Here is an 18,114-nt window from a genome sequence, read left to right on the forward strand (position 1 = left end):
ACAGATGTATATTATGCCTTGATCTTCCTCGCTTGCATCATCTGGGTCGTCAAGAACGCCTTTTCGCGCGGATGCAAGTCGTCCCAGTTGAGCACGTCTTCAATGTAATCGACGAACTCTTCAAACGTGTCATGATGCGTTGGATGAGCGCGCAGGCGTCCGATTCGGATCGCCTCGAAAATCGACGCCATCACGAAAATGTCATGGCTCGCGTACGTCTTGATCGGCGCGAGCGCCTCGAACAACGTCGCTTCCATCGCTTTCCGTTTGATGTGCCAATCACTCTTGCCGTTTGAGAAGACGAAATCCCCTTCCGGAAGTTCACTTAATTCCCGTAAGATGTCCCCGATATAGTGAATCGCATGAATCGCCGTGTTCGGGTCGTTAATTCCCGGTGACACTCCTTTAAGGGCGATCTCACTCAATTTTTCGATGACGAAGGCCGGGTCTTGAATCGATGAACGGATCTCGCCGATTTGAAAAACATCTTTGTCGAGAGCGTCATCCCCTAGCCAATATCCGAGAATATCTCCTTCCGCCACAAAGTCGCCGACCGCGACGACCGATTCGAAACTGATGTCATGATCTTCTTGTTTCTCGCTCGAGAACAGTTGAACATAGCCGGTCCGTGAGGCGTACACCGCTTGCCCTGCTTCGAACGTATGGACCGATCGCTTCAGCACGATGCTCACCTTCCCGTCCTCGACCGCTTGTTTCTGTTTGACAATGACGGACAGTGCCTCTCGATGTAAGGACGATAACAGGCGTTCAGCTTGAATCGAGACGCTGATCGTCTGAATGAACTTGACGAACGCCCAGATCGAACTGACGACTAATACGACGCTGACACCTGAGGCGAGGACGGCGTCCTCTTCCGAAGTCCGAATGAGAAATAAATTCGTGATCCCGTACACGGTCGTCATGATGAAAATACCGAGCGTATGTTTCGAAGCCGAGTTTGTTAAAAAGTTATTGATCGTACGGGGCGAGAATTGAGATGAATACGTCGTCAGCACGACTAAAATCGTCGAAAAACTGAACGTCATCATCGTCATGAGACTCGTGAACGACGACGAAAGGACGGAAGCGGCTGAATCCTGATCCAAATAAATGATTTCTGGCAACAGTTCGCGGAAAAAGCTACCGAAATACTGCGTCAGAAACGTTAATACGATACCACCTGTCCCATACAAAAACGGGACGAACCACGTACTGTCTGACAACGTCAATTGTAAACGCTTGAGCATCAAGTCACCTCTTCAATATGTATAGATTAGTAAAAAAATCGCCTGTCCGCTTGAACAGGCGATTCGAGTTTAGAAATAGTGACGTACTTTCGAGAACACGTCGCCGTCGAGAATCGGTTTACCGTACTCCTCGAGCATAGCGAGGGTTTGCGTACTGAACGACAAATATTCGGCTAAAAGACTGAGGACGTTCTCTTCTTCTTCCGGCTCCATCTCGTCCGGGAAGTCGATCCACAAGTAGTAACGGTTTTCATAATGGAATAACTTGAGGGTGACGTTACTCAGCGTATCACCGGCCCGTTTGCTCAGAGCGATAATCGCCTCAAAGTCATCCGTATCCATAGCTAACGGAGCCCACGCCTCCGGTTCAGCTTCGACTTCATCGAGTTCACTCAACTGGTCGAGAACAGACTGTTGATCACGCGCTTCGTCGATTGCGTTGCGCAAGAGCGACCCGAGTTCTGCGTCGTCTTCTGTGTCGATCACATTTTTCGCGATCGTGACGGTCACTTCAAGTCCTTTTTCAAACGCTTGTACTTGTATCCATAGTGGACCATCGAACGAGATATCTTCCCGTTCGTGCGCTTCGTCCATCATCTGCCAGAACAGCTGCTCACCACGTTCTCGGTTGTACCAAATTTCATCCCGGGCGAATCCGCGTTTCTCGATATCGACATAAGTGATGAAAAACTTGACGGTATTGTCATTGATGCGCTCAATTTTCACGATTGTCCACTCCCTTCTGACCTCACTCCTACTTCTTAAGGAGGAGAGGGGAAATTGTCTTGTTATCATAGTACCCTTTTTTTGACCTGTCAATCTATTGATGATGGGGTGTGTACCACTATTTTATCGGAAAAACGAGATAATAAAAAGCACACTGCTTAGACAGTATGCTTCCTCACTCGTTGACGAGTCGTTGCGCTTCTTGAAGTTGGAACGTACGAACTTTGCGAGGCAAGAATCGACGAATCTCATCTTCGTTATATCCGACTTGAAGGCGTTTTTCATCAATCAAAATCGGACGGCGAAGGAGGCCCGGATATTCTTGAATCAAATCGTACAACTGCTGAAGCGAAAGTGCGTCGACCGATACATCGATTTTCGAGAAAACTTTTGAGCGGGTCGAGATGATCTCATCTGTGCCGTCTTCTGTCATGCGTAAAATCTGTTTAATCTCATTGAGTGAGAGTGGTTCTGAGAATATGTTTCGTTCTGTAAATGGGATATCATGCTCTTCGAGCCAAGCCCGTGCTTTTCGGCACGATGTACAGCTCGGAGACGTATAAAGTGTGACCATTTTCGTTCCTCCCTGATCAAATGTTCGTCCATTTTTTTAGTGACTCTTCTTGTATACCCAAAATCTCGTTCACGTAATTATAATAATTCTTATTTATTGAAACTTCAATGATATTCTTTCTCATCCGGGTAAGAAAAGAGGACGCATTCAGAAGAATGCGACCTTGATCGACCGTTCTACGAAGCTGGAATCCGAGAAACCGGTTGTGACACCGTTTCCTTCCCTGGCTTCACTTGCAAGTCTTTCAATTTCTTCTTGAGCACTTCTTTTAACAGTTTCTTTTTTTGTTGCAGTACTTTGTCACGCTCTTTCATGGTCTCTCACCCCCATGGACGAAAGGAAAAAACCAACCATTACTGTATCTAAAAATCTTAAAGTTGCACTAATCTATAGTTGAATTATAGCACATCCTATTGAAAAATGTTGAACAATCTCGTAAAAAATCATGATTTCACACGTTCCAAATTTGCATTTACTTATCCATTCCCGTATAGTTAATAGAAATAATCTTTGAAATCACCAAGGAGGAGAGCACGAATGAGAATCACGTTAGAAACGATCATGCAGCATCACGTCACCCAGAAATACTTGACACGATCTGGATTAAAACATGCCGTTGACGTTTGTGAACGCGCTCTCGAATTGGCGACACGACGAGGGCTCGACACCGATCTAGCAACGAAGGCTGCACTGCTCCACGACATCGGTCATTACGAATGGTACACCGAGGGTAAGTGGAACTACGACTTGTATCGCCAAAACGATATCCACGCCATCAAAGGCGCGGAACGCGCACATAAACTGTTGATCCGGCTCGGAGAAGATCCGGCTCGGGCCAAGGAAATTTCCGTCATGATCTTGCTTCATACGGATTCTTACCTTCCGCCTAACCGCATCCAACGGACCCCGCTTCAACAACTCGTCCATGATGCCGATACGTTCGTCGAACAGCCGGGCGGCCTCCACCATTACGAGACGATGGAGATTGAAGACGCGCTCGCTCGCGTCCGTTTGATCGATGCCGTCGTCGAGCGGCTCTCGAACTTGCCGCGCATCTCAAACGCCTAACACCGTCCGGGTCTCCCACGGTGTTTTCGTTTGAGCAAAAAAGCCCCGAATCCAATTGGATTCGGGGCTTTTCATATTAGACGAGCTGAGCTTTATACGCCTCATATTCTGCGTCTGTGAGCGAAACATAGTGACCTGGTTCGACTTCGCGAAGCGCAGGGATACTCGAATCTTCATCCGACCGTCCGACAGCACCAAGTGAGCCAGACTCATAGACGATCCGTTTACGTGTCCGTTCGTGTTCTGGATCCGGAAGCGGGATCGCAGACAAGAGCGATTTCGTATAAGCGTGAATCGGGTTCTCGTACAGGCGCTCTGCCGGCGCAAGCTCGACGAGGTGGCCTTGATACATAACGCCGATCCGGTCCGAGATATACTTGACCATCGACAAATCGTGGGCGATGAACAAGTACGTGAGATCACGATCACGTTGCAACTCTTTCATCAAGTTGACGACTTGAGCTTGGATCGACACGTCGAGTGCTGAGATCGGCTCATCGGCGATGATGAATTCCGGTTCAACAGCGAGCGCTCGGGCAATCCCGATCCGCTGACGCTGTCCGCCTGAGAATTCATGCGGGTAACGGCTCGCGTGCTCTTTCGTGAGACCGACTGTCTCGAGAAGGTCGTACACACGGTTCATCCGGTCTTCATTCGTCTTGGCAAGGCTGTGGATATCGATGCCTTCAGCGATGATGTCAGCGACTGTCATACGCGGGTTGAGCGATGCATACGGATCTTGGAAGATCATCTGCATAGCCCGGTTGAATTTCAACTTTTCAGCCTTATTCTTTTTCCCGTGGACGTTCTCACCTTTGAAAAGAACATCACCATCGGTTGCATCGTAAAGGCCGATGATCGTACGGCCTGTCGTCGATTTACCACAACCCGACTCTCCAACGAGGCCGAGCACTTCACCTTTGTAAATATCGAACGAGATGCCGTCGACCGCTTTGACGACGCGGCCTCGGCCAATGTTAAAGTGCTGCTTCAGGTCTCGTACTTCTAGTAATTTCTCACGTTCCATTATTCAGCACCACCTTTCAAAATCGATTTCGCGAACGCGCTGTCAGGACGATACTTGAGCGCGAGCTCACGAATCGCTCTCGGCGGCGTCACTTGCGGTGCTTGTGGGTGCAAGAGCCAGCTCGCTGCATAGTGTGTATCACTAATTTGGAACATCGGCGGTTCTTTTTCAAAATCAATCTTCATCGCATACGGATTACGCGGTGCGAACGCGTCGCCTTTCGGCGGGTCAAGCAAGTTAGGCGGTGTGCCCGGAATGGCCGGGAGCGCTTCGTTCGGATCGTCGGTCGGACGCGGCATCGACCCGAGCAGTCCCCAAGCGTACGGGTGACGCGGCTCATAGAAGATCTCATCGACCGTTCCTCTTTCGACGATTTTACCGGCGTACATGACGGCGACACGGTCAGCCATGTTCGCGACGACACCAAGGTCGTGTGTGATGAAGATGATAGCCGTACCCGTTTTTTGCTGAATGTCTTTCAACAATTCTAAAATTTGAGCTTGGATCGTTACATCAAGTGCTGTCGTCGGCTCATCGGCAATCAATACTTTTGGGTTACATGCGAGCGCGATCGCGATGACGATCCGTTGACGCATACCACCTGAAAGTTGGTGCGGATATTGCTTAAGACGTGCCTCTGGGTTCGGGATCCCGACGAGCGTGAGCAATTCGAGCGTACGCTTCTTCGCATCTTCCCCCGTCAATCCTTGGTGTTGCTTCAATCCTTCGGCAATCTGTTTGAAGATTGTCATCGTCGGGTTGAGTGACGTCATCGGATCTTGGAAGATCATCGCGATGTCACGTCCCCGTATTTTCAACATTTCTTTTTCTGACAACTTCGCCAAGTCTTTTCCTTCGAACAAAATTTCTCCGTTCGTAATCTCACCTGGCGGGTTCGGAATGAGACGCATGATCGCTTTCGATGTGACGGATTTACCAGAACCCGATTCACCAACGATTGCGAGCGTCTCGCCTTTTTTCAAATCAAACGATACGTTGCGGACGGCTTGTACCGTTCCGGCATACGTATGGAACGAGACCGCTAAGTCTCGGACAGATAAAATCGTTTCCATGCACGAGTCCCCCTCTGTTTAAATTATTTACGCATTTTCGGGTCGAACGCATCACGCAAGCCATCGGCGAGCAAGTTGAAGCTGACCATGAGCAAAACGATGATGATTGACGGGATGACGAGCAAGTACGGGAACGTCCGTAGCTCTTTGTATCCGTCGTTGATCAACGTACCAAGTGACGCTTGTGGCGGTTGAAGTCCGATCCCGATGAAGCTGAGGAACGCCTCGAAGAAGATGGCAGATGGAATCGTGAACATGAGTGTGATAATGATCGCACCGAGCGTGTTCGGGATCAAGTGTTTGAAAATCAAACGGTTACTTGAGGCACCGAGCGTACGGGCAGCCAACACAAACTCTTGGTTTTTCAGTTTCAAAATCTGACCGCGGACGAGTCGACTCATCCCGATCCAGCCGGTGATGGCCATCGCCAAGATAATGGTGAAGACCCCTGGGTCAAAGATCAAGATGAACAAGATGATCAAGATCAAGTTAGGAACACCAGTCAAAATTTCGACGATCCGTTGCATGATGTTGTCAATGCGGCCACCGAAGTAAGCCGAGACGCCGCCGTATGCGACACCGATGACCGTATCGATGATTGCGGCCATCAAACCGATGAAGAGCGAGATCCGAGTCCCTTCCCAAACACGCGACCAAAGATCACGGCCAAGGTAATCGGTTCCGAACCAGAAATTCTCTTCGACGTTTTTCTGTTCATAGAAGTTGATGTCACGCCCACCTAGGTTGGCCATGCCGTCAAATCCGGCCCACTCAAGTCCTGTGACTTTAGGCGGTAGTTTAGCTTGCGAGATATTTTGTTCATAAGCGTCACGGCCTGAAAGCATCGGACCGAACAACGCGAGCAATACGAGAATCAAAATAATAGACAGCGAGACGATGGCCGCTTTGTTTTTCTTGAGACGAAGCCATGCATCTTGCCAAAAGTTCAAACTTTTTCCGGCAATTCGTTCACCGAGCTGTTCGTTCATCTCGACACGTTGGAACATGTCTTGGTCGAACTGCTCGAAATCTTTTTTATTTTCAATCATCAGTTATCCCCCCCAAGACGAATACGTGGGTCAACGACTCCGTAGAGCAAGTCAACAAGTAAAATAATTACAATGAACAGAGCCGAGAAGAAGAGCGTCGTGCCCATGATGACCGAATAGTCGTTCAACGTAATCGACGTTACGAACAATTCACCAAGTCCCGGAACAGCAAAGATTTTCTCGATAACGAACGTACCTGTGAGTAGCGCAGCAGTCATCGGTCCAAGGATTGTGATCGCCGGAATCATCGCGTTACGCACCATATGTTTCCACACGATTGCATTCCCGGTTAATCCTTTCGCTTTCGCGAGCGTGACATAGTCTTGCCCGGTCACTTCTAGCATCTCGGTCCGTACGAAACGGGCGATCGATGCGGTGACCCCTAGCGACAACGAGATGGTCGGAAGGATTGTATGTGCCGGCGAGTCCCAGAACGCGACAGGCAATACGCCCCATTTTACTCCAACGTAGTATTGAAGGAGGGCCGCAAAGACGAACGACGGGACAGAGATCCCGATTACCGACACGAACATTGAACCATAATCGATGTACGTGTTATGGCGAATCGCTGCAACGATCCCGAGCAATAGTCCGGCTAACGTACCAAGCACTAGTGCCTGAATACCTAACTGGGCCGATGGTCCGATTCGTTCCATGATCAACTCCGTCACTGGCCGGTTGGCCGTACGGAACGATACGCCGAGGTCGCCTTGGACAAGGTTACCTAAGTAAGTCGCGTAACGAACTGGAAGCGGATCATTGAGTCCGTAACGATCGTTCAAGATCTGAATTTGCGTGTCCGTTAATTTTTCCTGGTTCTGATACGGCGAACCTGGAAGCAGGTCCATCAGGAAAAATGTGAACGTCGCAATCAAGAAGAACGTGATGAGGCCGTAAACCAGCCGCTGAAGAATATAACGTCCCATAATAAAAACCCCCTATTTTTCTAATTGTGTCTATGCTTGCACCAACAGCGTCACTATGACATATTTCCCTTTTCTTGAATTCACAAAATGAAAGGAATTTTCTGAAAGAATAGGTCAAACGTCATCTCAAGGCTCTTAGCACAGCATATGAAAATCAAAAAACCCTCAGTTTCTGAAGTATTCTGAATTTTCACTGTTACTCCATTATACTTTACCAACAAAACATTTGAATAGTATTTTCTCTCAATTCGATTTTTTTTTTAGAAAAGTGGGGACATGCTTACGCATGTCCCCTCTCCTATTTAGTTGATATCAACGTATTTGTACTGGTAATCAGCACCGAAAAGTTGACGGTTGAAGTTCTCGATGTTCGGACGGATCAAGTAAGCGACACCGGCCTGGTAGATCGGCATGATCGCTTGGTCTTGTTCAATCAAGAGCGTTTCTGCTTCTTTGAATTTATCGTAACGAGCATCGATCTCTGTTTCAGCCGAAGCTTCATCGATCAACTTGTCGTATGCTGCTGACTTGTACTTGATGTCGTTTTGACCGTTGTCTGACGTGAAGATGCCAAGGTTAGTGAGCGGGTCTTGATAGTCAGGTCCCCAAAGGGCGAATGACATCTGGTAGTCCCCGTTCGCTTCGCGTTCGAGCTTGTTGTTGAACGGTTGTTGCGAGATGTTGACCGTTACGTTCGGCAAGTTCGACTCGATTTGGCCTTTCATGTACTCTGAGATTTGTTTTGAAACTTCACTGTCGAATGAAAGCAATTCGATTGTGATCGCTTCGCCACCAGTTGCTTCTTCCCAAAGTGTTGCTGCTTCGTCAGCATTCGTCTCGAAGTGTTGGACGCCTTCTGTGTAATCCGTTCCGTCTTCATACTTGATGAATTCTTTCGGGACGAACGAAGTCGTTGCGATTGAACCGTTGTTCAACAGTTGGTCGATGATACCGGCCGGGTCAACAGCACGAGCGATTGCTTTACGTGCGTTCACATCAGCGAATACTTCATCTTCATGGTTGAACTTGAAGTAACCGACTGTTGAACGAAGTCCTGTGTTGTAGTCTTCGTCTTCTTGGAAAGCAGCGACTTGCTCAGACGCGAGGCCTGCGTAATCAACATCGCCTGCTTCATACAAGTTGACGACCGTTGACGTATCTTTGACGACGCGAACGTCGACTTTGTTGAGGGCGACGTTTTCGGCATCCCAGTACGTATCGTTTTTCGTCAAGACATAACCTTGTTCACGATCCCACTCTGACCATGTGAACGGACCGTTGTAGAGAAGGTTCTCTGTGTTTGTTGCGAAGTCCGCTCCTTGCTCAGTTGCAAACGCTTCATTAATCGGTGTGAACGTACCGAACGATGTGAGTGAGACGAACGATGGGTCCGGACGCTCGAGTGTAACTTCTAGCGTTTTCTCATCGATTGCTTTCACACCGAGTTCTTCTTTAGGAAGCTCACCCGTGTTGATTGCTTCGGCATTTTTTACCGTGTTCATGATATACGCATATTGTGAACCAGTTTCTGGGTCCACGGCACGTTGCCAAGCGTAAACGAAGTCATTCGCTGTAACCGGCTCACCGTTAGACCATTCGGCGTCACGAAGCGTGAACGTGTAGACAGTTTCGTCTTCGTTCAATTCCGGCTCTCCTTCGGCGATGGCTGGAACGGCTTGCCCTTCTTGGTCAAGACGGTAAAGACCTTCCATTGTGTTGGCGATCAAGTTGAACGCGACTGCGTCCGTTGCGAGCGCCGGGTCGGCTGTAGTAATGTCAGACGTGTCCGTCAAACGAAGTACTTTCTCTCCGTTCGAAGACGAACCGCCGTCAGAGTCTCCGCCAGTCGAACAAGCGGCGAGCACTGTACCGAGTGCCAAGATGAGTGTCATCATTAGCAAAATCGATTTTTTCTTCATTGCGATGTCCCCTTTCTAATCTCGTGAAGCTTAGCATTCCGTCGGACTAACATCTTACTCTTTTTCTTTAATTTTCTGAATATTACATAAAGTATCCGACGAAAGAACGTTAGGGCTATTGTAAAAAATTTTTAATCAAACTGTCAACTACGGAATAAACCGCTGTCATTTGAAAAACTTCCTTCTCGCCATAATAGCGGGACTACGCGTATCATAGAACCATAAGCAAACGTGACAAATTGACGTCGTCACGTTGAAAGGAGTTTGTCACATTGAAAAATTTTAGAAGTATATTAATCGTTTGGGGAATTGTCACAATTGCCTATACGGTTTGGTCGTATGTGTCGTACTACCGTGCGGAATCGTTCGCGTTTCATTTGAGCGGCGGCTTGTTCGTCGCCGGCATGATCGTCTTCGCGTTCGGGATGTTCTCACAGATGAGCGCTTCAGGATTGTTCGACGGGATCATGTACGGGTTTAAACGAAATCGCCGCGCCAAACTAAAGGAAATCGATTCCGATTATGAAGAAGACGAAAAAGACGACGACGAGATGAAAGAAGAACGTTCCGCCCGTAAACAATCGGCTTGGCGTTGGGTATATGTCGGGATTGCCAGTGTGATCCTGTCCTACGTCATCACTCTCGTTTGACCTTTTTGTTTTTCCAGCAATATGCTAAACTAAATGCAGAACATAGGAAACACAAGGAAGAAGACAAGTACCTCGAACTCCCTTTCCCCCAGAGAGTCTACGTTGCTGCGAGTAGACGGAGAGCGTTCAAGCGAATGGACTTCAGAGTGGCTCACCTGAACTTGAGTACGGTGAGACGGTTACGCCCGTTAACGCGATCAAGTGGCATGATTTCATGCAAATTTGGGTGGCACCGCGGTTATTCGTCCCGATTTTTCGGGCGGAGAACTGCGGTTTTTTATATTTTATGGAGGTGTAGGCATGGCAACGATATTTTCAGGTATTAAACCGACCGGCGTCGTGACGCTCGGTAACTACTTAGGGGCGATGAAACAATTCGTCGATCTTCAAGAAGAACATGACGCGTACTATTGTATCGTCGATCTTCACTCGATCACGGTCCAACTCGACCGCGTCGAGCTGATGGATAACACCCGCAAGCTGGCGGCACTCTATCTCGCCTGCGGACTTGACCCTGAGAAGGCAACGATCTTCGTCCAGTCAGAAGTAAAAGCGCACGCACAGCTCGGATGGATGTTGACGTGTATCGCCGGGATGGGCGAACTCGGTCGGATGACGCAGTACAAAGATAAATCGCAAGGCAGCGATAACGTCGGGGCCGGGCTGTTCATCTATCCGACACTCATGGCGGCGGACATTCTACTTTATGGGACAGAGCTCGTGCCGGTCGGTGACGATCAAAAACAACATATCGAACTGACGCGCGATTTGGCCGAACGGTTCAACAAACGCTATTATGAGACGTTCAAGATTCCTGAGCCGCTCATTCAAAAAGAAGGGGCTCGGATCATGAGTTTGACGAATCCCGAGAAGAAGATGTCGAAGTCGGACGCGAACATTAAAGGCTTCATCTCGATGCTCGACGAACCGAGCGTCATCCATAAAAAAATCAAGAGCGCCGTCACGGACTCTAGCGGCGTCATCAGCTTCGACCGGGAGAATAAGCCGGGCATCTCGAACTTGCTCGAGATTTACTCGTTATCGACGGGTACTTCGATAGCAGATCTCGTGACCCAATACGCAGACTCGAACTACGGAACGTTCAAGCAAGACGTCGCCGAAGCGGTCGTCGCTATGCTCGAACCGATTCAAGCGCGCTATCACGAACTCGTCGACTCGTCAGAGCTTGATGCGATCCTTGACTCGGGACGTGAGAAAGCCGAAGCGGTCGCGAACAAAAACCTCGCCAAGATCGAGAAAGCGATGGGCTTGAGCCGGAAACGTGCCAAAGTGAAAAAATAAGCCAGAGCCGCCCAACACATGCGTTGGGCGGCTTCTTTATGGAAGAACACAAAAAAAGAAAGAAACAGGCGTCCCTGTCTCTTTCTGGTGAATGTTGCTTATTGCTCTTTGCCTTCGATGAATGCCCACTTGTACGAGTAGTCAGCGCCGAATCCGTGTTCAACGATTCCTTTAACGTACGGCTTCGTGAGACGAGCTGATCCGCGTTGGTAAACTGGCGAGATCGCGTTCTCTTCAAGAACGATTTTCTCTGCATCTTGAAGCTCTTTCCAACGTGCTTCAGCATCTGTGTTCGCTTTCGCAGATTCGATGAGTGCATCGAATTCTTCGTTCGACCACTTACCACGGTTGTATGGTCCGTCAGTTACGAAGAGGTCAACAAACGTCATTGGATCCTGGTAGTCAGGTCCCCAGCCTGCGAATGTAAGCTCAAAGTCACCTTTGTTCTCGAGGTCGAGTTTGTTGTTGAACGGTTGTTGCTTGATTGTAAGCGTCATGCCTGGAAGGTTCTTCTCAAGTTCACCTTTGATGAACTCACCGATTTGCTTCGCAGACTCTGAGTCGTAGTTGAGGAGTTCGATTTCGACAGAATCTGTCCCGAGCTCTTCAAGTCCTGCTTCCCAAAGTTTTTGTGCTTCTTCAACGTTGTAACCACCGATGTCGCCGTTAGCGTCACGGAAGTCTGCACCGTCTGGGCCTGTTACGAAGTCTTTCGGCACGAGGTAGTTCGCAGGTACTGAACCGTTCGCGAGAAGCGTTTCAGAGATTGCTGCTTTATCGTACGCTTTGTCGATCGCGTTACGAATGTTTTGGTTATCGAACGCTTCAACTTCAGTGTTGAACTGAAGGTAGAAGAGTGTCGGTTCAACGACAGTCGAGAATTCTTCGCTGTCTTGGTATTGAGCAACGAGTTCAGAAGTTAAACCAGTGCGGTCAACGTCGCCGTTTTCGTATAAGTTGACGCCTGTTGAAACTTCTTTAACGACTTTAACGTCGATTTCGTCGAGTTTGACGGCTTCAGCATCCCAATAGTCGTCGTTTTTGACCATTTTCCAGCCTTGCTCGCGCTCCCAGCTTTCGAGTTTGAACGGTCCGTTGTAGAGCGTCGTCTCTGCAGACGTACCGAAGTTCTCGCCTTGTTCCGCGTCGAACGCTTCAAGTTTAGGCATAAATACGCCGAAGCTTGTGAGACCAAGGAAGTATTCAGCTGGTGCTGTCAATTTAACTTCAAGTGTCTGATCGTCAGTTGCTGTAACGCCGACCGCGTCACGCTCGCCTTCGCCAGTGTTGTAAGCTTCAGCGCCTTCGATGATTGAAAATACGTAAGCATATTGTGATCCGTTGTCCGGATTAAGAACTTCTTTCCAAGCGTATTCGAAGTCGTTTGCCGTTACAGGCTCACCGTTAGACCATGTTGCGCCTTCACGGATTTTGAACGTGTACGTTTTACCGTCTTCAGATACTTCGTGTGACTCAGCCATCCCTGGTGTCGGGTTGTCTTCTTCGTCCATACGGTAGAGACCTTCGTTAACGTTGTTCAAGACGTTGAACGATACCGCGTCAGTCGCGAGAGTTGGGTTAAGTGAAGGAATGTCTGCACTGTCGAGCAAGTTGAGGACTTGCGCTTCATCTGCACTGCCTTCTGAACCTCCATCTCCGTTTGTTGTCGTTGTTTCTTCTTCCCCACCCGAGCAAGCTGCTAGGAACGCACTAGATAGAAGCGTTACCGACGTTGCTAACGCAAAACCTTTTTTCTTATTCATTACGATGACCCCCTGATTTTTTCGGTTTAACGAAATGAACGATGGTAGAAAATTCTGAAAGTTAACTTTACAAAATTTGCTACCACAATCCCGTTGATGCAATAATACAATATTCTGATAATTTTGCAAAGTATTTATTTTGATTTTTCTAAAAAATTTTTATCATAGGCTAAAAGCCCGCCTAGAGAGACGGGCTTTTAGCTCATTTTTTATAAACTTTTGAAAAAGTTAGGACGTACGAAGGACCGATGACCGGAAATCCAATTTCTGCATAGGTTGAATCAACCGCGTAAGCTCTTCCAGCTTGGTAGATTGGAATAACGACCGCCTCTTCCAACAAGCGTTTTTCTGCTTGACGATACGCTTCGTTCCGCGCCTCGAGTACCTCAGTCGAGCGTGCCTCCTCCATCAACCGATCGAACGTCTGGTCTTTATAACCACTCGAATTCAAATAATTTCCTGTTTCGAATTGAGTCAAATAAGCACTGAGCGCCGGATAATCCGGTTGCCAACCAGACAGCGACAACGCATAATCACCTGCAACTTCTTTCCTAACTTTGTCACCGAGAGGCAGTTCCGTGATGGAAACAGACAGCCCCGGAAGTTTTTCGAGTTCGGTTTCAATCGTCTCTGCAATTTGTCTCGCTTCTTCATCGACAAAGCTGAGTAATTCGATGTCAATCGTTTCTTCTTCGTAGCGTTCTTTGACCGACTCGAACAACGAAGACGCATCTTCTTCAAACGAGACGTCTTGCGCACTGCCGTCTGTGACGAGCAACCGGTCCGTCGTTTGTTCGGCGCGGGCGAGTGCATCGGTGAACGCCTCTCGATCGAGCGCAATCGCGAGCGCCCGGCGGAAGTCAGGATCATCGAACGGATATTCATCGACGTTCGATTTCAAATAGAAGACACCGCTCCGAGGTACGTCGACGATTTCACTTTCAAGTGAATCGATCACGCTTTCTTCCGTCCCATAAGGAAGCGGGTGAATGCCTGTCGCTTCCGTCCCGAGCGCTTCGTCCGCCCACATGATGATCCGCTCGAGCGTGACATTGCTTGCGTCGTGGTAAGATTCGTTTTTCGTCAGCGTCACTTGGGCCGCATCGATTGATTCAATTTGAAACGGTCCGTTCGCATCGAGTTCTTGCCAAGCCCCGATGGCTGTTTGTGGAAGAAACGCCGGCATTGCCAAAATCTCCTCGAACCCTTCCATCGGTCGTTCGAGCGTCAATTCGAGTGTCTGCGCATCGACCGCTTTGATACCGAGCGTCTCCGGCTCGGCTGTTCCGAGACTGATCGCTTTTCCATTTTTAACATCTTCAAGTAAGAAACTAAACGGTGAGTTCGTATCGTCGTCCGCGAGTTTTCTGAAATGGTCGACGAACGTCTCGGCGGTTACCGCCTTGCCGCCCAAAGTCTGACTCGGTTTTAGCGAGAACGTGTACGTCGCACCGTCCTCTGATCGGGTCAAGTTCTCGACGAGACCCGGTTCAATTTCACCGTCCGCCCCGAAGCGATACAATCCCTCATAGACATGAGACAATATCGTCTGGGAACTCGGGTCGATGGCGAGTAACGTGTTCGGCTGCTCCGGTAACGTCTCTCCGTGGATCGTCACGACTTGTTCTTCTTGCGGTACTAGTTCACGTGCCTGCTCGCGTTGTCCGTTCCAAATGATTAAAAAAAGTATAAGGACTGAACCCAACAAGGCGGCACCGATGATAAATCGTTTCATTCGGCATTCTCCCTTCTGTTAGACCAACCCTTATACCCTACCCGTTTTTGACCTGTTTTTCTACAATCAGTCTGTCACTTTCGCGAATGCAAGTGTCGCATTATGTCCCCCGAAGCCGAGTGAATTGCTCAGTGCGTACTGAATATCAAGTTCCCGCTTTCCTTCTCGAACATAATCAAGGTCACAGTTTTCTGCCGGTTCGTCACAGTTGATCGTCGGATGAATCTGTCCCTCATGAATCGACAACGCCGTGATGACCGCTTCGACGCCGCCCGCAGCACCAAGCAAGTGCCCGATCATCGATTTCGACGAGTTGACGGCGAGCTGATCAGCATGTTCCCCGAACACGTTGCGGATCGCTTTCGTTTCGAGCATATCGTTAAGTGGTGTGCTCGTCCCGTGGGCGTTAATGTACTGGACGTCTTCCGGTGCGATTCCGGCGTCACGCATCGCTTCACTCATCGCTTTCGACCCGCCTTCCGCTTCAGGTGACGGTGCCGTGATATGGTAGGCGTCCGAACTCATCCCGTATCCGACGACTTCGGCATACATTTTGGCACCGCGTGCTTTCGCGTGCTCATATTCTTCGAGAACGAGGACTCCCGCCCCTTCACCCATGATGAACCCGTCACGATTTGCATCGAACGGACGGCATGCCGTCGCCGGATCTGGGTTCGTCGATAGCGCCTTATTGGCACAGAACCCTGAAAACGACAACGGTGTGATTGGTGCTTCGGCCCCGCCTGCGAACATCGCGAGCGCATCGCCGCGTTGAATGACGCGGAACGCTTCGCCGATCGAGTTCGTGCCCGACGCACAAGCCGTCACCGAGCAGTTGCTCGGTCCTTTCGCCCCGAGGTAGATCGAGACTTGGCCGCTCGCCATGTTCGGGATCATCATCGGAATGAAGAACGGGCTGATTCGGCGCGGTCCGCGTTCATGCAAGATGCTCGCTTGTTTATCGATCGTCTCGACGCCGCCGATTCCGCTCCCGATCCACGTCCCGACTTTGTCCGCCATCGCAGTCACATCTAGACCGCTATCCCGATGTGCGGCGTCCGCTGCTAAAATTGAGTATTGGATGAACGAGTCCATCTTCCGAGCTTCTTTTGGCTCAACCAAATGCTCGATATTCCATTCTTTGACTTCAGCGCCGACTTTTGCCGGGTACTGGCTAATATCAATCTTCGTCAACGTATCGACCGCATTGTCCCCGTTCAATAGCCGACCCCACATTTCTGTGACATCATTGCCTAACGGTGATACGACACCTAACCCTGTAATGACTACTCGTTTCATGAACAAATCTCCTCCGTGATTTTAGCGTTATTCCATGTGAGACAGCTCGCTCCCCAAGTGAGCCCGGCACCAAAGCCGGCAATGACGACCGTTTGTCCGGCCGTGACCTTCCCGATTTTAACCGCTTCAGCAAGCGCGAGCGGAATCGAGGCGGCCGATGTGTTCGCATGGTCTTGAATCGTGACGACTACTTTGTCTTCAGCGAGCCCTAACCGCTCAATCGCCGCGTCAATGATGCGGCGGTTCGCTTGATGCGGGACTAAGACGTCCATGTCGGCAATGTCTTTACCGGCTTGATGAAGCGCCTCTAACACGATGTCCGGCATTTTTCGGACCGCGAACTTGAACACTTCGCGCCCGTTCATGACGATTTTACCATCTGCATTCTCATATAAGAACTTCCCACCCGTACCATCGCTCCCAAGAACGATCGAATCGATTGACGCGACGTCATCTTCCCCTAATACGACAGCACCTGCGCCATCACCGAACAAGACGGCGGTCGAGCGGTCGTCCCAATCAATCAAATTGCCCATCTTTTCGGCCCCGATGACGAGTGTACGTTTAAAACCTTTCGACTGCATCAAGCTCTTCGCCGTATCCATCGCGAAGATGAAGCCGCTGCAGGCGGCGCTGACGTCAAATGCGACGGCGCGTTTCGCGCCTAAGTTCGCTTGGACGAGACAAGCCGTCGCTGGGAATGATGGTGCCGTCGCCGTCGCGCAGACGATCGCGTCGATGTCCTCGATCGAAACACCCGCGCTCGCAAGCGCCCGTTCAGCGGCCCGAGTCGCCATGTCCGCTACCGACATGTCCGCATCGGCCAAATGACGCGCCTCGATCCCGGTTCGGGTCCGAATCCATTCGTCGCTCGTATCCATACGTTTTTCCAAATCGACGTTCGTGACCCGGTTATCCGGAAGGAATGAACCGATGCCGATGATTCCAATGTTCATAGCTATAACCCCTATTCTTAGTATCTGGTACTAATATAAGGGAATGAAAAAGGGATGTCAACGCATCCCTCTCGAATTATTCACTTTGTCCGAGTCGTTTCGTGACCGCCATGACCATTTTCGCCGAGTTGATCGATGCCGTCTCTAAAAATTCATCGAACGACAAATTCGCCTCTTCGTCGGCGCTGTCTGAGATTGAACGTGTGACGACGAACGGCACTCCGAACTGGTGGCACGTCTGGGCGATCGGGGCCGCTTCCATTTCAACGGCTGCGACACCATCAAAGTGTCCTAAAATTTCCGCGACCCGTTTCGAATCGTTGATGAACGAGTCCCCTGTGACGATCAGCCCGGTATGGACGTTCACATCGTGCAAGCTCTCAATGACTTCCTTACAGACGTCCACCAAGTGCGCGTCCGCTTTATACGCAGCAGGCATGCCCGGAACTTGGCCGTACTCATAGCCGAACGCTGTCACGTCGACATCATGGTGGCGGACTTCCGTCGAGACGACGACGTCTCCGACTTTCATCCCTTTCTTGAAGCCCCCGGCAGAACCGGTGTTGATGACGACGTCTGGTTTGAACTTGTCGAGCAAGAGCGTCGTCCCGATGGCCGCGTTCACTTTTCCGATCCCTGACTTTAAGATGACGACCTGGACGCTGCCAAGATATCCTTCATAGAAGTGGTAGTTCGCAATCTCTGTATCCGTCCGTTCTGTCAATTCGTTACGAAGCAAGTTCACTTCTTCTTCCATCGCCCCGATGATTCCGATTTTCATGTGATAGCCTCCTCAGAAA

General features: G+C 49.7%; 17 protein-coding genes and 1 other annotated feature. Of the genes, 3 read left to right on the forward strand and 14 right to left on the reverse strand.

All coding sequences use genetic code 11. The annotated features are described in order from the left end of the window. Window positions 1-11: 11 nt before the first annotated feature. The 4 genes from EVJ22_RS05135 to EVJ22_RS15540 form a co-directional block, all read right to left on the reverse strand. On the reverse strand, window positions 12-1,247 hold the full coding sequence (locus EVJ22_RS05135; RefSeq protein WP_071399494.1) for a DUF2254 domain-containing protein: 1,236 nt from the start codon (window positions 1,245-1,247) through the stop codon (window positions 12-14). A 69-nt stretch (window positions 1,248-1,316) separates the two neighbouring features. Continuing rightward, complete coding sequence (mecA, locus tag EVJ22_RS05140; RefSeq protein WP_071399493.1) at window positions 1,317-1,973, reverse strand: adaptor protein MecA; 657 nt, start codon at window positions 1,971-1,973, stop codon at window positions 1,317-1,319. Between the two features lie 175 nt (window positions 1,974-2,148). Then, entirely contained in the window at window positions 2,149-2,547 is a 399-nt protein-coding gene (gene spxA / locus EVJ22_RS05145; RefSeq protein WP_015881217.1) for a transcriptional regulator SpxA, read from the reverse strand. A 176-nt stretch (window positions 2,548-2,723) separates the two neighbouring features. Next, window positions 2,724-2,861, reverse strand: coding sequence for a hypothetical protein (locus tag EVJ22_RS15540; RefSeq protein WP_167331259.1), 138 nt, complete (start codon window positions 2,859-2,861; stop codon window positions 2,724-2,726). 223 nt (window positions 2,862-3,084) lie between these two features. On the opposite strand from EVJ22_RS15540, the gene EVJ22_RS05150 reads away from it, so the two are divergent. Next, the gene (locus EVJ22_RS05150) at window positions 3,085-3,615 is read left to right on the forward strand and encodes an HD domain-containing protein (RefSeq protein WP_070327633.1); all 531 of its coding nucleotides are present in this window, start codon (window positions 3,085-3,087) and stop codon (window positions 3,613-3,615) included. Between the two features lie 76 nt (window positions 3,616-3,691). Here EVJ22_RS05150 and EVJ22_RS05155 read toward each other — a convergent pair whose 3' ends face one another. The 5 genes from EVJ22_RS05155 to EVJ22_RS05175 all read right to left on the reverse strand — a co-directional run bounded on the left by EVJ22_RS05155 (window position 3,692) and on the right by EVJ22_RS05175 (window position 9,609). Beyond that, window positions 3,692-4,642 (reverse strand): ABC transporter ATP-binding protein, encoded by a 951-nt coding sequence (locus tag EVJ22_RS05155; RefSeq protein ID WP_071399492.1) that lies wholly within the window; start codon window positions 4,640-4,642, stop codon window positions 3,692-3,694. After that, window positions 4,642-5,715, reverse strand: a complete 1,074-nt coding sequence (locus tag EVJ22_RS05160; RefSeq protein WP_071399491.1) for an ABC transporter ATP-binding protein — start codon at window positions 5,713-5,715, stop codon at window positions 4,642-4,644. The genes EVJ22_RS05155 and EVJ22_RS05160 overlap by 1 nt, the downstream gene beginning before the upstream one ends. A gap of 23 nt (window positions 5,716-5,738) precedes the next feature. Beyond that, a complete protein-coding gene (opp3C, locus tag EVJ22_RS05165; protein ID WP_071399490.1) occupies window positions 5,739-6,764 on the reverse strand; it encodes an oligopeptide ABC transporter permease in 1,026 nt (341 codons plus the stop codon). Then, window positions 6,764-7,690 (reverse strand): oligopeptide ABC transporter permease, encoded by a 927-nt coding sequence (opp3b, locus tag EVJ22_RS05170; RefSeq protein ID WP_071399489.1) that lies wholly within the window; start codon window positions 7,688-7,690, stop codon window positions 6,764-6,766. The genes opp3C and opp3b overlap by 1 nt, the downstream gene beginning before the upstream one ends. A 302-nt stretch (window positions 7,691-7,992) precedes the next feature. Beyond that, the gene (locus tag EVJ22_RS05175; protein ID WP_071399486.1) at window positions 7,993-9,609 is read right to left on the reverse strand and encodes a peptide ABC transporter substrate-binding protein; all 1,617 of its coding nucleotides are present in this window, start codon (window positions 9,607-9,609) and stop codon (window positions 7,993-7,995) included. A 272-nt stretch (window positions 9,610-9,881) separates the two neighbouring features. Between EVJ22_RS05175 and EVJ22_RS05180 the strand changes: the two genes are divergently transcribed. Together EVJ22_RS05180 and trpS are read left to right on the forward strand one after the other, a co-directional pair. Beyond that, a complete protein-coding gene (locus EVJ22_RS05180) occupies window positions 9,882-10,259 on the forward strand; it encodes a DUF3899 domain-containing protein (RefSeq protein WP_071399485.1) in 378 nt (125 codons plus the stop codon). A 45-nt stretch (window positions 10,260-10,304) separates the two neighbouring features. Continuing rightward, window positions 10,305-10,512 (forward strand) — a binding site (T-box leader). A gap of 47 nt (window positions 10,513-10,559) precedes the next feature. Further along, complete coding sequence (trpS, locus tag EVJ22_RS05185) at window positions 10,560-11,561, forward strand: tryptophan--tRNA ligase (protein WP_071399484.1); 1,002 nt, start codon at window positions 10,560-10,562, stop codon at window positions 11,559-11,561. 98 nt (window positions 11,562-11,659) lie between these two features. Here trpS and EVJ22_RS05190 read toward each other — a convergent pair whose 3' ends face one another. The 5 genes from EVJ22_RS05190 to mtnN all read right to left on the reverse strand — a co-directional run bounded on the left by EVJ22_RS05190 (window position 11,660) and on the right by mtnN (window position 18,095). Continuing rightward, window positions 11,660-13,324, reverse strand: a complete 1,665-nt coding sequence (locus EVJ22_RS05190) for a peptide ABC transporter substrate-binding protein (protein WP_071399483.1) — start codon at window positions 13,322-13,324, stop codon at window positions 11,660-11,662. A 202-nt stretch (window positions 13,325-13,526) separates the two neighbouring features. Next, window positions 13,527-15,059 (reverse strand): peptide ABC transporter substrate-binding protein, encoded by a 1,533-nt coding sequence (locus EVJ22_RS05195; RefSeq protein ID WP_131443428.1) that lies wholly within the window; start codon window positions 15,057-15,059, stop codon window positions 13,527-13,529. Window positions 15,060-15,125: 66 nt separating this feature from the next. After that, on the reverse strand, window positions 15,126-16,358 hold the full coding sequence (gene fabF / locus EVJ22_RS05200; RefSeq protein WP_071399481.1) for a beta-ketoacyl-ACP synthase II: 1,233 nt from the start codon (window positions 16,356-16,358) through the stop codon (window positions 15,126-15,128). After that, the gene (locus tag EVJ22_RS05205) at window positions 16,355-17,314 is read right to left on the reverse strand and encodes a beta-ketoacyl-ACP synthase III (RefSeq protein ID WP_071399480.1); all 960 of its coding nucleotides are present in this window, start codon (window positions 17,312-17,314) and stop codon (window positions 16,355-16,357) included. Before EVJ22_RS05205 ends, fabF begins: the two co-directional genes overlap by 4 nt. Before the next feature lie 76 nt (window positions 17,315-17,390). After that, window positions 17,391-18,095 carry a 5'-methylthioadenosine/S-adenosylhomocysteine nucleosidase gene (gene mtnN / locus EVJ22_RS05210; protein ID WP_071399479.1) on the reverse strand — a complete coding sequence of 235 codons (705 nt, stop codon included), beginning with the start codon at window positions 18,093-18,095 and terminating at the stop codon, window positions 17,391-17,393. Window positions 18,096-18,114 lie beyond the last annotated feature (19 nt).

Source organism: Exiguobacterium sp. SH0S7 (assembly GCF_004337195.1).
Lineage (GTDB): Bacteria > Bacillota > Bacilli > Exiguobacteriales > Exiguobacteriaceae > Exiguobacterium > Exiguobacterium aurantiacum_A.